Consider the following 12978-nt stretch of genomic DNA (forward strand, 5'->3'; position numbering starts at 1 on the left):
ACCGGTTGCCCGGCGACATCGATTACTTTAGCCCACCGGTGGCCGGAGGCGAAATCCGGTTTTGTCTCGGTCGGCACGGGGCCGCCGTGAGTACCCGGTCACCCTCAGTCGCGCGGGGTCAGTGTCAGCAGGGTCGCCTCCGGCGGGCAGGCGAAGCGGACCGGGGTGTAGCGGTTCGTGCCGCAGCCGGCCGATACGTGGAGGTAGGCGCGCTTGTCGCCGACCGTGTGGCTGGAGAGGCCCTTCACTCGGTCCGTGTCCAGGTCGCAGTTGGTGACGAGGGCACCGTAGAAGGGGATGCAGAGCTGTCCCCCATGGGTGTGGCCCGCCAGGACCAGGGGGTAGCCGTCCGCGGTGAAGGCGTCCAGGGAGCGCAGGTACGGGGCATGGACCACGCCGATCGAGAGGTCGGCGCCCGTTTCGGGGCCGCCGGAGACCTCGGCGTAGCGGTCCCGCCTGATGTGCGGGTCGTCCAGGCCGGTGAACCCGAGCTCCAGGCCGTCCAGCTTGAGGTGTCCGCGCGTGTTGGACAGGTTCTGCCAGCCCGCCACGTCGAAGGCGTCCCGCATCGGCTCCCACGGGTTGTGGACAACGCCGACCGCCGGGGCGTTTCCGTTGAGGCCGTGCTTGCCCTGCATCTTCTCCAGGAGGTAGAGGGCCGGGTTGCGCAGCTTGGGACCGTAGTAGTCGTTCGAGCCGAAGACGTACACGCCGGGGAACTCCATCAGCGGGCCGAGGGCGTCGAGCAGCTCGGGCACCGCCTCGGGGTCGGAGAGGTTGTCGCCGGTGTTCACCACGAAGTCCGGGCGCAGCCCTGCCAGTGACTGCAGCCAGGCGCGCTTCTTGCGCTGGCCGCTCACCATGTGGATGTCGGAGACCTGGAGTACGCGCAACGGGCGTGCTCCTTGCGGGAGTACGGGGATCGCGATCCGTCGCAGGCGGAACGAGCGGGCCTCGAATCCGGCGGCGTACACGAGGCCGGCGGCACCGACCGCTGCGCCGACTGCCGTGACTTTCAGGGGTACTCCGTAGCGTGCGCGCATGTGCCCATCGTCGCAGACACGGTGCGGCGAGAGGAAAACCGGCGGGCGGCAGGTGCCCCGTACCTGTCACAATCGCCGCATGACCACGCTCAAGTCCAAGCTCAAGGAAGACCTCACCACGGCCATGAAGGCGCGTGACGAGCTCACCTCGTCCACCCTCCGGCTCACCCTCACCGCGATCACCAAGGAAGAGGTCAGCGGCAAGACGTCGCGCGAGCTCTCCGACGACGAGGTGCAGAAGGTGATCGCCAAGGAGGCGAAGAAGCGCCGCGAGGCGGCCGAGGCCTTCGCACAGGGCGGCCGGACCGAGTCGGCCGAGCGGGAGAGGGCGGAGGGCGAGCTGCTCGACGCGTACCTCCCCAAGCAGCTCACGGACGAGGAGCTGACGGGCATCGTCGCCGCCGCGGTCGAGGAGGCGAAGGCCGCCGGCGCCGAGGGGCCGCGCGCGATGGGTGCCGTCATGAAGATCGTGAACCCGAAGGTGACGGGTCTCGCCGAGGGCGGCCGGGTCGCCGCCACGGTGAAGAAGCTCCTCGCGGGCTGAGAGCCGGCGAGGCGTACGGGGTGACGAAGGAGGGCGCCCCCCGGTCCGGGGGGCGCCCTCCTTCATGTCCGTGCCTGCCCTGACGGGTCAGGGACCGTTGCCACCGCCGCGCGTGCCACCGTCGTTTCCGCCGATGACGCCCGGCGGGAAGGTGATGCCGCCGATCGGGTCGTCGGTTCCCGGCTTGTCGTCGCCGTCCTCGCGGTCCCGGCCCTTGCCCTTGTCCTTGTCCTTGTCTTCCTTCGGCTTGGCCCGAGGCACCGAGATCGGGTTGAAGGACGGCGTCTCCGAAGCGCTCAGCGCACCGGTCATCGCGATCTTCCAGATGGGACCGGGAAGACAGCCGCCGCAGACCTTGTCGTAGTACTGGCCACCGATGGTGATGTTGTACATCTTGGTGGTCTTCTCGCCGATGTCGTCGCCGACCCACACCGCCGTCGAGAGGTTCGGGGTGTAGCCGACGAACCAGGCGTCCAGGCGGTCGTTGGTCGTACCCGTCTTACCGGCGTTGTCGCGGTCGGTGAGACCGGCCAGCGTGCCGGTGCCGTCCTCGACCACGCCCTTGAGCATCTGGCTGATGGTGTCCGCCGTCGGCTCACTCATCGCCCGGGAGCACTCGGACTTCGGTACCTCGATCTTCTTGCCGTCGGGGTCGATGATCGCCTCGATGGCGATCGGCGAGCAGTACGTGCCCCGGTTGGCGAACGTGGCGTACACGGAGGCCATCGACAGCGGGGTGCTCACCTCGCCGCCGAGGGTGATCGAGGCGTGCTCCTCGATCTCCTTGCCGTCACCCCGCTCGTAGCCGACCTTCTTCGCCATCTCGACCGTCTCGCACAGACCGGCCTTCTGCTCCAGCAGGGCGAAGTAGGTGTTGATGGACTTGCCGAGCGCACCCGTCATGTCCCAGGAGCCCTTCTCGGACTCCATCTCGTTCTGCAGGTCCCAGTTGCCACCGCCGGCGGGGGCACCCGAGCAGGTGCGGTACGAGTCCTGCGGCAGCGAGAGCTTCCAGCCGGTGGAGAAGCTCTGGGCGGGGCTGATGCCCTTCTCCAGAGCCGCGGCGGCGGTGATCGGCTTGAAGGTCGAACCGACCTGGAAGCCGTAGGTGCTGCCGCCCATCTTGTTGCTGACGCCGAGGTTCAGCATCGTCTGGTGCTTCTTCTGGTCCAGGCCGTACGGGCGCGACTGGGCCATCGAGAGGATCTTGCCGCTGCCGGGCTGGACCTGCACCACCGAGGCGGCGACCTTGTCGTCCTTGTTCACCTTCGAGGTCGCTGCCTCGTTGGCGGCCCGCTGCGCCTTCGGGTCGAGCGTCGTCTTGACCGTCAGACCACCGAGGTTCCAGAGCTTGGCGCGCTCCTCGTCGGTCTTCCCGAAGGCCGGGTCGTTGAGGACGATCTGGCGTACGTAGTTGCAGAAGAAGCCGGAGCCGGCGACGGCCGTGATGCAGCCGTTCTTCGGCTCGCTGACCTTCAGCTTGATCGGGTTGGCGATGGCCTTGTCGGCTTCGTCCTGCGAGATGTCCCCGACGGCCGCCATACGCTGCAGCACGGTGTTGCGACGCTTGGTCGCTTCCTCCGTGTCGTTGACCGGGTCGTACCGGGTCGGCGACTGGACGAGGCCGGCGAGCAGCGCGGCCTCCTCCACCTTCAGGTCCTTGGCGTGCTTGGAGAAGTACCGCTGGGAGGCGGCCTCGATGCCGTAGGCCTGCTGCCCGAAGAACGTGATGTTGAGGTAGTTCTCCAGGATCTTCTTCTTGCCGAGCTCTTCCTCGACCTGGATCGCGTACTTCAGCTCACGGACCTTGCGGCCCAGGGTCTGCTGGGTGGCCTGCGCGACCTTGTCCGGGTCGTCGCCCGCCTCCTCCACGAAGACGTTCTTCACGTACTGCTGGGTGAGGGTCGAGGCGCCCTGCGCGGCACCGCCTGCCTGCACGTTGCGGTTCATCGCACGCAGGATGCCCTTGAGGTCGACGGCCCCGTGCTCGTAGAACCGTGAGTCCTCGATCGCGATGATCGCGTCCTGCATGTACGGGGAGATGTCCTTGAGCGGGACGACGGTCCGGTCGCGGGAGTAGTCGGTCGCGATGAGACCGCCCTCGCTGTCCAGGATCGTGGTCCGCTGGCTCAGCGGCGGAGTCTTGAGGTTGGAAGGGATCTCGTCGAATCCCTCGACCGTCCCCTTGGCTGCGAGGCCCAGCGCTCCGGCGGCCGGCAGCGCGATGCCTGCCAGCACAGCTCCGGACAGCGCGGCGACACCGAGGAACTTGGCGGCCTGCTGAGTCGTGGTGAGACCCCCGCCTGAGCGCTTCTTTGGCATGGGGGCAGCCTAATCCGTAGTTGGCGACGTTCCGCAGGGGCGGGGGCTCCTCGGAGCGTTCGAGTACCAGACCGTGACATCCGGGCGCGGCCGCAGGCCAGGGCCTCCACGTGGATGGGTGCGCGGTGGTGGCGCCCTGGGCGGTGGCGGGCACGAGGGTTCCGGACGGACGCCCGACGCTGTCCCGGTCCCGGCGTCACGGGAGGTCGTGGCGGCCGCCTGGCCTGCGAAGACGCCTTGTCCTCCGTGCGGGGGGCAATCGACCATTCGCCCATGGGACCCGAAGTCCCGAAGTGCGTACGTTCGCCGCCGACGGCCCGCTGCCCGACTGGGACGCGAGCGAGGAAGAGATCGACAGATGCGACCGGCAGCTCCGTTCGATACCGGGCCGGTCACGGGGGAGGAAGCGAAGGCCCTCGTCCCCCGTTTCGGACCGGACGCCGACGAGTGGCACCAGCGGCTCCATGATCGCGCCGTGTTCGGGGGGCTCGTCGCGCGAATCTGACGGCACAGCAACGTGAGGCGCCTACGTTCTCATTCGCCGGACACGCGTACAGGCCTTGGCCTAAGCTGCTCTCAACTGTCACAGCAGTCCGGTTTTGCAGCAACCCCCGTGCACGGCCCAGCGCAACTCAGCCACACACCGAGGCGTTCCCGAATTCGCCTTATGTGTCACCGAATGTCCGTTGCGACTTGGGCTTACTGTCCCAGTTCGGCCGGGATAGTCCCGCATGTCCTCACCTCACTCCCCTGGGTGATCTGCCGCGTACGCATAGTCCGTTCGGGCCATTCAAGATTGGGCCCGAAGGGGGTGTTGTGCTGTCGCCTGCTTCCGTAACGTCCTCAACTGGCAGCGGTGAATATGCCGCTACCGCCGTGGGGGAGCCTCGATTCGGGAGAGGACGGCGCCGGCATGGGCTGGGTAACCGACTGGAGTGCGCAGGCAGCCTGCCGCACTACCGATCCGGATGAACTGTTCGTACAAGGGGCAGCGCAGAACAGGGCCAAGGCGGTGTGCACCGGTTGCCCGGTGCGGACCGAGTGCCTGGCTGATGCGCTGGATAATCGCGTCGAATTCGGCGTATGGGGCGGAATGACGGAGCGGGAGCGCCGCGCACTGCTGCGCAGACGGCCCACAGTCACGTCCTGGCGTCGTCTGCTGGAGACCGCACGCAGTGAGTACGAGCGGTCCACGGGCTTGCTGCCCGCAGCGGTCGGCCTGGAGGACGACGAACTGCACGAGACGTACGCAGCCGTCGGGTAGATCCGCACGCGGGGCGGCCCCGTAAGGGGGGCCCGGCGGCGGTCCTACACAGCTCCGGCCGGAGCGGGAACGGAACCGGCCGCGAGCCGTTCCCCGATGGTCCGAAGGCCTGAGAGGTCGTGCACATCACCGGGCAGCGCGGCCACCTCGGCCATCGGGACCTCGGGGTGCAGCGCGGTGAAGCGGTCGCGTGTGTGCTGTTCGCGCGCGACGACCTGCATCCGCTCAGCATGCAGCCGCAGCAGACCCGCGGTCAGCTGCTCGACGGAAACGGTGTCGGCGATGGAGGCGTCGTCCTCCTCCGTGTGCTCGGGCTTCCTGGACTGGGCATGCGGCTTCGGGTCGTGCGGCTCCTGCGGCTTTTTGGTGTGCGGCTCTTGGTCGTGCGACGTCGACTCGTTTCGCTCGGGGGGGAGCGGTGACTCGGAGGCTTCGGGAGAGGTGACAGCCGCCGGGTCCGCCGGGTCACAAAGGCCAGCCTTCCCGGCCGTCTGATCCACAATGCCGACGCCGTCAAGATTTTCTGCGGCGGCCAGCGCCCGCTCCGAGGAGAGCCGCGCGGCCTCGCTGCCGTGCACCCGGTTGAGCACCAGACCGGCCAGTGGCATCTCCTCCGCAGCCAGCCGTTCCACGAAGTACGCGGCCTCGCGCAACGCGTCCCGCTCCGGCGTCGCCACGACGAGGAACGCCGTGCCGGGGGCCTGGAGCAGCTTGTACGTGGCATCGGCGCGGGTACGGAATCCGCCGAACATGGAGTCCATCGCCGCGACGAAGGTCTGTACGTCCCGGAGGAACTGTCCGCCGAGCAACTTGCCGAGCGTCCCCGTCATCATCGACATGCCGACATTGAGGAACTTCATCCCGGCCCGCCCGCCGATCTTCGCGGGGGCGATCAGGAGCCGGATGAACTTTCCGTCCAGGAACGAGCCGAGACGTTTCGGCGCGTCCAGGAAGTCCAGTGCCGAGCGGGACGGCGGGGTGTCGACGACGATCAGGTCCCACTCGTCGCGTGCCCTCAGCTGCCCGAGCTTCTCCATCGCCATGTACTCCTGCGTGCCCGCGAAACCGGCAGACAGGGACTGGTAGAAGGGGTTCTCCAGGATCGCGCGGGCCCGCTCGGCGTCCGTGTGCGCCTCGACGGTCTCGTCGAAGGTGCGCTTCATGTCGAGCATCATGGCGTGCAGTTCGCCGTCACCGCCGATGTCCTCGACCCGGCGCGGGATGTTGTCGAGCTGGTCGATGCCCATGGACTGGGCGAGCCGGCGGGCCGGGTCGATCGTGAGGACGACGACCTTGCGTCCGCGCTCGGCCGCGCGTACACCGAGCGCCGCGGCGGTCGTCGTCTTGCCGACGCCGCCCGAGCCGCAGCACACGACGATCCGGATGCCCGGGTCGTCGAGAAGCGCGTCGGTGTCCAGCCCCGGTGCGATGTCCGTGCCAAGCGTCATGAACCCACCCCTTGTCCGGGGCGCCGCGCGCCCCTTGCGGGCCCCTGCCCCGCCGCGTCCACCGTCTCGTCGCCCACGCCCTGTTTACGGAACTCCGCCGCCAGCTCGTACAGCGCGGAGAGGCTCACCCCTTCGCCCATCAGTGGCAGCTCGGCGGTGGGGAGCCCCAGCCCGGCGAGCACCGCGCGCTGTTCGCGCTCCAGGCCCACTCGCTGGGCGTGTTCGGCGGCCTGTGCGACCAGTGGCCGTACGAGGCCGGCGGAACCCGTCACGCCCGCCCTGGTCAGCGTCTTCGCGATCTCCTTGCGGCGGCCTCCCGACGCCGTACGCAGCGCCTCCTCGTCCAGCAGATGGGGGCGCACCATGTTCACCACGACCTGTCCCACGGGCAGCTCGGCGGCCCGGAGCTCCGCGATGCCGTCCACGGTCTCCTGGACCGGCATCTCCTCGAGGAGCGTCACCAGGTGGACCGCCGTCTCGGGAGACTTCAGGACCCGCATCACGGCCTGCGCCTGATTGTGTATCGGACCGATCCGCGCCAGCCCCGCCACTTCGTCGTTCACGTTGAGGAAGCGGGTGATGCGGCCGGTGGGCGGCGCGTCCATGATCACGTAGTCGTAGATGTACCGGCCCTGCTTGTCCTTGCGGCGAACTGCCTCACAGGCCTTGCCGGTCAGCAGGACATCCCGGACGCCGGGCGCGATGGTGGTGGCGAAGTCGATCGCGCCGAGCTTCTTCAGCGCCCTGCCGGCACCACCCAGCTTGTAGAACATCTGGAGGTAGTCGAGCAGCGCGCGTTCGGCGTCGATCGCCAGCGCATGGACCTCCCCGCCACCGGGCGCCACGGCGATCTTGCGTTCCTCGTACGGGAGGGCTTCGGACTCGAAGAGCTGGGCGATGCCCTGCCTGCCCTCGACCTCGACGAGGAGGGTGCGCCTGCCCTCGGTCGCGAGGGCGAGCGCGAGTGCGGCGGCGACCGTGGTCTTACCGGTCCCGCCCTTGCCGCTGACGACCTGGAACCTGCTCACGTCTTCGAGCCTAACCAGTCGGCAGGCAGGCTACGCACGAGGCCGCCTGTGCCAGGCATTACAGTCGGCTCATGACCAAGTGGGAATACGCGACCGTGCCCCTTCTCGTGCACGCGACCAAGCAGATTCTGGACACCTGGGGCGAGGACGGCTGGGAGCTGGTCCAGGTCGTTCCCGGCCCGAACAACCCCGAGCAGCTCGTGGCCTACCTGAAGCGGGAGAAGCCGTAGTGGCGGGCGCCGTCGAGGCGAAACTCGCCGAGCTCGGCCTGACGCTCCCGGGCGTCGTCCCGCCGCTGGCCTCGTACCAGCCGGCCGTGCAGTCCGGGGTGTACGTGTACACCTCCGGCCAGCTGCCGATGGTGGACGGCAAGCTCGCGGTGACCGGCAAGGTCGGCGCCGAGGTGACGCCGGACGAGGCCAAGGAGCTCGCGAAGACCTGCGCGCTCAACGCCCTGGCGGCCGTGAAGTCCGTCGCCGGGGACCTGGACCGGATCGCCCGGGTCGTGAAGGTCGTGGGCTTCGTCGCCTCGGCCAGCGACTTCACCGGGCAGCCGGGCGTGGTCAACGGCGCGAGTGAGCTGCTGGGCGCGGTCCTGGGCGACAAGGGCGTGCACGCGCGCAGCGCCGTGGGCGTAGCCGTACTGCCCCTGGACGCACCGGTGGAGATCGAGGTCCAGGTCGAGCTCGTCGAGGCCTGAGCCGTACCCTCACCTTCCCTGTCATCCCGCCCGGTCCCTGTGACCGGGCGGGATGTTGCGTGTAAGGGGCAGTCACGGAGCCGGGGAGCCCTCGAACATCGGCGCGGTTCCGGATAGCCTCCGGCCATGCCCAATGGTCAGTGGTACCCCCCGGAATGGCCCGCACGGATCAGGGCCCTCGCCAGCGGCGACCTGACGGCCGTGGACCCCAGGCGTGCGGCCACCGTGATGCTGCTGCGGGACGGCCCGTCCGGGACGGGCACCGCCGGTCCGGCCGTCCACATGCTGCGCCGGCGCACCTCCATGGCCTTTGCCGGGGGCGCGTACGCCTATCCGGGTGGCGGCGTCGACCCGCGCGACGACGACCACCTCGTGGGGTGGGCGGGACCGTCCCTGGAGCACTGGGCCGAACGGCTGGGCGTGGAGACGGTCACCGAGGCGCAGGCCGTCGTCTGTGCGGCGGTCCGTGAGACGTACGAGGAGGCGGGCGTCCTGCTGGCCGGACCCACTGCCGACACCGTCGTGAGCGACACCACGGGCGCCGACTGGGAGGCCGACCGCGAGGCACTGGTGGCCCGTGAGCTGTCCTTCGCCGCCTTCCTCGACCGGCGGGGCCTGGTCCTTCGCTCCGACCTGCTGGGCGCGTGGGCGCGCTGGATCACTCCGGAGTTCGAACCGCGCCGGTACGACACCTGGTTCTTCGTGGCCGCGCTCCCGGAGGGCCAGCGCACCCGGAACGCGTCCACCGAGGCCGACCGGACGGTGTGGATCCGCCCGGGCGAGGCCGCCGACGGCTACGACAAGGGCGAACTGCTGATGATGCCGCCGACCGTGGCCACGCTGCGGGCGCTGAGGCCGTACGGGACGGCCGCAGAGGCGCTGAAGGCGGCGGATTCCCAGGACCTGACTCCTGTGCTCGCACAGGCCCGTATGGAGGGTGACGCGTTGGTGCTGAGCTGGCCGGGGCACGAGGAGTTCACCAAACTCATCCCGACGGCGACGCCGGGGGCGATTCCGCATGAGTGACGCGGCAGCGCTGCCCGGGCAGCCCCGCGGCGGCATCCTCTCCGGCCCCGCCACCACCCGTACGGTCAACGTCCTCGCGCCCAACGCGTCGGCGATGACTCTGGACGGCACCAACACCTGGATCGTCGCGGAGCCGGATTCCGATCTCGCGGTCGTCATCGACCCGGGGCCGCTCGACGAGGAACACCTGCGGGCCGTCATCGACACCGCGGAGAAGTCCGGGCGGCGCGTCGGCCTCACGCTGCTCACGCACGGCCATCCCGACCACGCCGAGGGCGCGGCCCGCTTCGCCGAGCTCACCCGTACGAAGGTGCGTGCCCTGGACGTGGCGCTGCGCCTGGGCGACGAGGGGCTGACGGCGGGCGACGTGATCACCACCGGGGGCCTCGAACTCCGGGTCGTGCCCACTCCGGGGCACACCGCGGACTCGCTCTCCTTCCACCTGCCCGCCGACCGTGCGGTGCTGACGGGCGACACGATTCTCGGGCGTGGCACGACGGTCGTCGCGCACCCGGACGGCCGGCTCGGCGACTACCTCGACACGCTGCGGAGACTGCGCTCGCTGACGGTCGACGACGGCGTGCACACGGTGCTCCCGGGACACGGCCCTGTGCTGGAGGACGCCCAGGGGGCGGTCGAGTTCTACCTCGCTCACAGGGCACACCGGCTGGCCCAGGTGGAGACGGCCGTGGAGGCCGGTCACCGGACACCGGCGGAGGTGGTGGCGGCGGTGTACGCGGACGTGGACCGTTCCCTGTGGCCCGCCGCGGAGCTGTCGGTGCGTGCCCAGCTGGAGTACCTGGGGGAACACGGCCTGATCGAGTGATCAGGGCCCTTCCCGGACGCGCGAGAGGCCCCAACCGGCAGGTGGGGCCTCTCGCGATTTCGTACCCGGTGGGCGTCGGCGATCAGCGCGAACGCTTCGCCAGCCGCTCCACGTCCAGCAGGATCACGGCACGTGCCTCGAGGCGCAGCCAGCCGCGGCCCGCGAAGTCCGCGAGTGCCTTGTTGACCGTCTCGCGGGAGGCGCCGACCAGCTGGGCCAGCTCTTCCTGGGTCAGGTCGTGCACGACGTGAATGCCCTCCTCCGACTGGACGCCGAAGCGGCGCGACAGGTCGAGGAGCGCACGGGCGACACGGCCCGGCACATCGGAGAAGACCAGGTCGGACATCTGGTCGTTGGTCTTGCGCAGCCTGCGGGCGACGGCGCGCAGCAGCGCGGTGGCCACCTCGGGGCGCGCGTTCAGCCAGGGCTGGAGGTCGCCGTGGCCGAGGCCGAGCAGCTTGACCTCGGTGAGCGCGGTCGCCGTGGCGGTGCGCGGGCCCGGGTCGAAGAGCGACAGCTCTCCGATCAGCTCGCCGGGACCGAGGACGGCCAGCATGTTCTCGCGTCCGTCGGGGGAGGTGCGGTGGAGCTTCACCTTGCCCTCGGTGACCACATACAGGCGGTCGCCGGGGTCGCCCTCGTGGAACAGCGCGTCACCGCGCGCGAGGGTCACCTCACTCATCGAGGCGCGGAGCTCCGCGGCCTGCTCATCATCGAGCGCCGCGAAAAGCGGGGCGCGCCGCAGAACGTCGTCCACGAGTTCTCTCCTTGTCGGCCTGTTCAGGGAACCGTGGTCCCCATGATGCCGGACGGTAAAACAGTGCGATCAATCACAAACCAGTTTGACGCACGGGCGTGCCGGACCCTACGGCAGGGGGCCGATTGGGCGTGGATGGGCAGTGACCGGGGCGGATGTCGGTGCCTGGCTCTAGGCTGGCGGAGTGTCCGGAAAGCCGGTGAGAGCGCAGGCCAAGGGGGCTGATGGGGTGTCGGAGGACAAGAATTCCGCTGTGGGCGAACAGCCCGTACGGGGTCGTAAAAAAGCCGTAAAACGCCCGACCGGGCCAACGCCGGCAGCCAAGAGGACGGCGAAACCGGAATCGCGCCTCGCGATGGTCCGCCGTGCCCGCAGGATCAACCGCGAACTGGCCGAGCTCTATCCGTACGCCCATCCCGAGCTGGACTTCCGCAACCCGTTCGAGCTCCTGGTGGCCACGGTGCTCTCCGCCCAGACCACCGACCTGAGGGTCAACCAGACGACTCCCGCGCTCTTCGCCGCCTATCCGACCCCCGAGGACATGGCAGCCGCCGTACCCGAGAAGCTCGAGGAGATCATCCGGCCGACCGGTTTCTTCCGGGCCAAGTCGCGGTCCCTGATCGGCCTGTCGGCGGCCCTCCGGGACGACTTCGGCGGTGAGGTCCCCGGCCGCCTCGCCGATCTCGTGAAGCTGCCCGGCGTCGGCCGCAAGACGGCCAACGTCGTCCTCGGCAATGCCTTCGGCGTACCCGGCATCACGGTCGACACCCACTTCGGCCGGCTGGTCCGCCGCTGGAAATGGACGGAGCAGGAGGACCCGGAGAAGGTCGAGGCGGAAATCGCGGAGATCTTCCCGAAGAGCGACTGGACGATGCTCTCGCACCGCGTCGTCTTCCACGGCCGCCGCATCTGCCACTCCCGCAAGCCCGCCTGCGGCGCCTGTCCGATCGCCCCGCTCTGTCCCTCGTACGGTGAGGGCGAGACGGACCCGGAGAAGGCCAGGAAGCTCCTCAAGTACGAGATGGGCGGATATCCCGGCCAGCGCCTCAGCCCGCCCCCGGACTACCCGGGCATGCCCGCGCCACCCCTGGGAGCCGGGTGACGGCCACGGTCCCCGCAGGGGTGCCCCGCCCGTACGCGGGGGTCCCCGCAGGGGTGCCCCGCCCGTACGCGGAACGAAATGGCCGACGACAGGCGTTGCAACGACGGGGGTGCCCATGACGCACGCACAGAGCACACGGGCCGCACGGAACGCGGCCACCACACAGGCGGCCACGACGCGGACGGACGCGTCGCAGACAGGTGCGCCCCACGACAGCGCGGTCACCGTCACCACCGAAGGACTGCCCGGCTGGCTCGACCCCGTCGCGAGCGCGGCGCGGAGCGTCCGGGCCCAGCAGCTCAGCCGGTTCCTGCCGCCCGAGAGCGGAGCCGGCCGCCAGTCGGCCGTCCTGATCCTCTTCGGGGAGGGAGAGCGCGGCCCCGAGCTGCTCCTGATGGAGCGCTCCGGATCCCTGCGCTCCCACCCCGGCCAGCCGTCCTTCCCCGGGGGCTCCCTCGACCCGGAGGACGGCGACCAGGCGACCACAGGCCCGCTCAGGGCGGCGCTGCGGGAGGCCGAGGAGGAGACAGGCCTCGATCCGAGCGGTGTCCAGATCTTCGGTGTCCTGCCCCGCCTCTACATCCCGGTGAGCAGCTTCGTGGTCACGCCCGTCCTCGGCTGGTGGCGGACGCCGAGCCCCGTCGGCGTGGTCGACCCGGCAGAGACCGCCCGCGTCTTCACCGTCCCCGTGGCGGATCTCACGGATCCGGCCAACCGGGCCACGGCCGTTCATCCGAGCGGCCACCGAGGTCCGGCATTTCTGGTCGAATCAGCCCTGGTCTGGGGATTCACAGCCGGTGTGATCGACCGGATTCTGCACTACGCGGGGTGGGAACGCCCCTGGGACAGGGCCAAGCAGGTGCCGCTCGACTGGCGCGCATGACAGGCTGACTCCCGTGCTGCGCTGTTCCGGGCCTG

At 69.7% G+C, this 12978-nt stretch carries 13 protein-coding genes; 8 read left to right on the forward strand and 5 right to left on the reverse strand.

The window, feature by feature from the left end:
- Positions 1–104: 104 nt before the first annotated feature.
- Positions 105–1043 carry a metallophosphoesterase gene (locus OG257_RS20955; protein WP_329209612.1) on the reverse strand — a complete coding sequence of 313 codons (939 nt, stop codon included), beginning with the start codon at positions 1041–1043 and terminating at the stop codon, positions 105–107.
- 79 nt (positions 1044–1122) lie between these two features.
- Between OG257_RS20955 and OG257_RS20960 the strand changes: the two genes are divergently transcribed.
- Complete coding sequence (locus tag OG257_RS20960; protein WP_329209614.1) at positions 1123–1587, forward strand: GatB/YqeY domain-containing protein; 465 nt, start codon at positions 1123–1125, stop codon at positions 1585–1587.
- 87 nt (positions 1588–1674) lie between these two features.
- Here the strand turns inward: OG257_RS20960 and OG257_RS20965 are convergent, their stop codons facing one another.
- The gene (locus OG257_RS20965) at positions 1675–3909 is read right to left on the reverse strand and encodes a transglycosylase domain-containing protein (protein ID WP_329209616.1); all 2235 of its coding nucleotides are present in this window, start codon (positions 3907–3909) and stop codon (positions 1675–1677) included.
- A 913-nt stretch (positions 3910–4822) separates the two neighbouring features.
- Here OG257_RS20965 and OG257_RS20970 point away from each other — a divergent pair.
- Positions 4823–5173, forward strand: a complete 351-nt coding sequence (locus tag OG257_RS20970) for a WhiB family transcriptional regulator (RefSeq protein ID WP_329209618.1) — start codon at positions 4823–4825, stop codon at positions 5171–5173.
- Between the two features lie 44 nt (positions 5174–5217).
- Here the strand turns inward: OG257_RS20970 and OG257_RS20975 are convergent, their stop codons facing one another.
- Complete coding sequence (locus tag OG257_RS20975; RefSeq protein ID WP_329209620.1) at positions 5218–6621, reverse strand: ArsA family ATPase; 1404 nt, start codon at positions 6619–6621, stop codon at positions 5218–5220.
- Complete coding sequence (locus tag OG257_RS20980; protein WP_329209622.1) at positions 6618–7649, reverse strand: ArsA family ATPase; 1032 nt, start codon at positions 7647–7649, stop codon at positions 6618–6620. The genes OG257_RS20975 and OG257_RS20980 overlap by 4 nt, the downstream gene beginning before the upstream one ends.
- A 71-nt stretch (positions 7650–7720) precedes the next feature.
- On the opposite strand from OG257_RS20980, the gene OG257_RS20985 reads away from it, so the two are divergent.
- From OG257_RS20985 to OG257_RS21000, 4 genes are all read left to right on the forward strand, one after another.
- Positions 7721–7879 carry a DUF4177 domain-containing protein gene (locus OG257_RS20985; RefSeq protein WP_019992579.1) on the forward strand — a complete coding sequence of 53 codons (159 nt, stop codon included), beginning with the start codon at positions 7721–7723 and terminating at the stop codon, positions 7877–7879.
- Positions 7879–8349 (forward strand): RidA family protein, encoded by a 471-nt coding sequence (locus OG257_RS20990; RefSeq protein WP_329209624.1) that lies wholly within the window; start codon positions 7879–7881, stop codon positions 8347–8349. The genes OG257_RS20985 and OG257_RS20990 overlap by 1 nt, the downstream gene beginning before the upstream one ends.
- Positions 8350–8475: 126 nt before the next feature.
- Positions 8476–9375: an NUDIX hydrolase gene (locus OG257_RS20995; protein WP_329209626.1), complete on the forward strand. Its 900-nt coding sequence runs from the start codon at positions 8476–8478 to the stop codon at positions 9373–9375.
- Positions 9368–10201, forward strand: a complete 834-nt coding sequence (locus tag OG257_RS21000; RefSeq protein WP_329209628.1) for an MBL fold metallo-hydrolase — start codon at positions 9368–9370, stop codon at positions 10199–10201. The genes OG257_RS20995 and OG257_RS21000 overlap by 8 nt, the downstream gene beginning before the upstream one ends.
- An 82-nt stretch (positions 10202–10283) precedes the next feature.
- Here the strand turns inward: OG257_RS21000 and OG257_RS21005 are convergent, their stop codons facing one another.
- Complete coding sequence (locus OG257_RS21005; RefSeq protein ID WP_014046869.1) at positions 10284–10958, reverse strand: Crp/Fnr family transcriptional regulator; 675 nt, start codon at positions 10956–10958, stop codon at positions 10284–10286.
- A gap of 253 nt (positions 10959–11211) precedes the next feature.
- Between OG257_RS21005 and nth the strand changes: the two genes are divergently transcribed.
- Both nth and OG257_RS21015 read left to right on the forward strand, forming a co-directional pair.
- Positions 11212–12060, forward strand: coding sequence for an endonuclease III (gene nth, locus OG257_RS21010; protein WP_443054565.1), 849 nt, complete (start codon positions 11212–11214; stop codon positions 12058–12060).
- A 115-nt stretch (positions 12061–12175) separates the two neighbouring features.
- The gene (locus OG257_RS21015; RefSeq protein WP_329209631.1) at positions 12176–12943 is read left to right on the forward strand and encodes an NUDIX hydrolase; all 768 of its coding nucleotides are present in this window, start codon (positions 12176–12178) and stop codon (positions 12941–12943) included.
- Positions 12944–12978: the final 35 nt, after the last annotated feature.

Source organism: Streptomyces sp. NBC_00683 (assembly GCF_036226745.1).
Lineage (GTDB): Bacteria > Actinomycetota > Actinomycetes > Streptomycetales > Streptomycetaceae > Streptomyces.

Coding starts and splice junctions, on each gene's coding strand:
- OG257_RS21015 (WP_329209631.1), top strand. CDS start 12,176: ATGACGCACGCACAGAGCACACGGGCCGCACGGAACGCGGCCACCACA.
- OG257_RS20975 (WP_329209620.1), bottom strand. CDS start 6,621: ATGACGCTTGGCACGGACATCGCACCGGGGCTGGACACCGACGCGCTT.
- OG257_RS20970 (WP_329209618.1), top strand. CDS start 4,823: ATGGGCTGGGTAACCGACTGGAGTGCGCAGGCAGCCTGCCGCACTACC.
- OG257_RS20955 (WP_329209612.1), bottom strand. CDS start 1,043: ATGCGCGCACGCTACGGAGTACCCCTGAAAGTCACGGCAGTCGGCGCA.
- OG257_RS20985 (WP_019992579.1), top strand. CDS start 7,721: ATGACCAAGTGGGAATACGCGACCGTGCCCCTTCTCGTGCACGCGACC.
- OG257_RS20965 (WP_329209616.1), bottom strand. CDS start 3,909: ATGCCAAAGAAGCGCTCAGGCGGGGGTCTCACCACGACTCAGCAGGCC.
- OG257_RS20960 (WP_329209614.1), top strand. CDS start 1,123: ATGACCACGCTCAAGTCCAAGCTCAAGGAAGACCTCACCACGGCCATG.
- OG257_RS21000 (WP_329209628.1), top strand. CDS start 9,368: ATGAGTGACGCGGCAGCGCTGCCCGGGCAGCCCCGCGGCGGCATCCTC.
- OG257_RS20995 (WP_329209626.1), top strand. CDS start 8,476: ATGCCCAATGGTCAGTGGTACCCCCCGGAATGGCCCGCACGGATCAGG.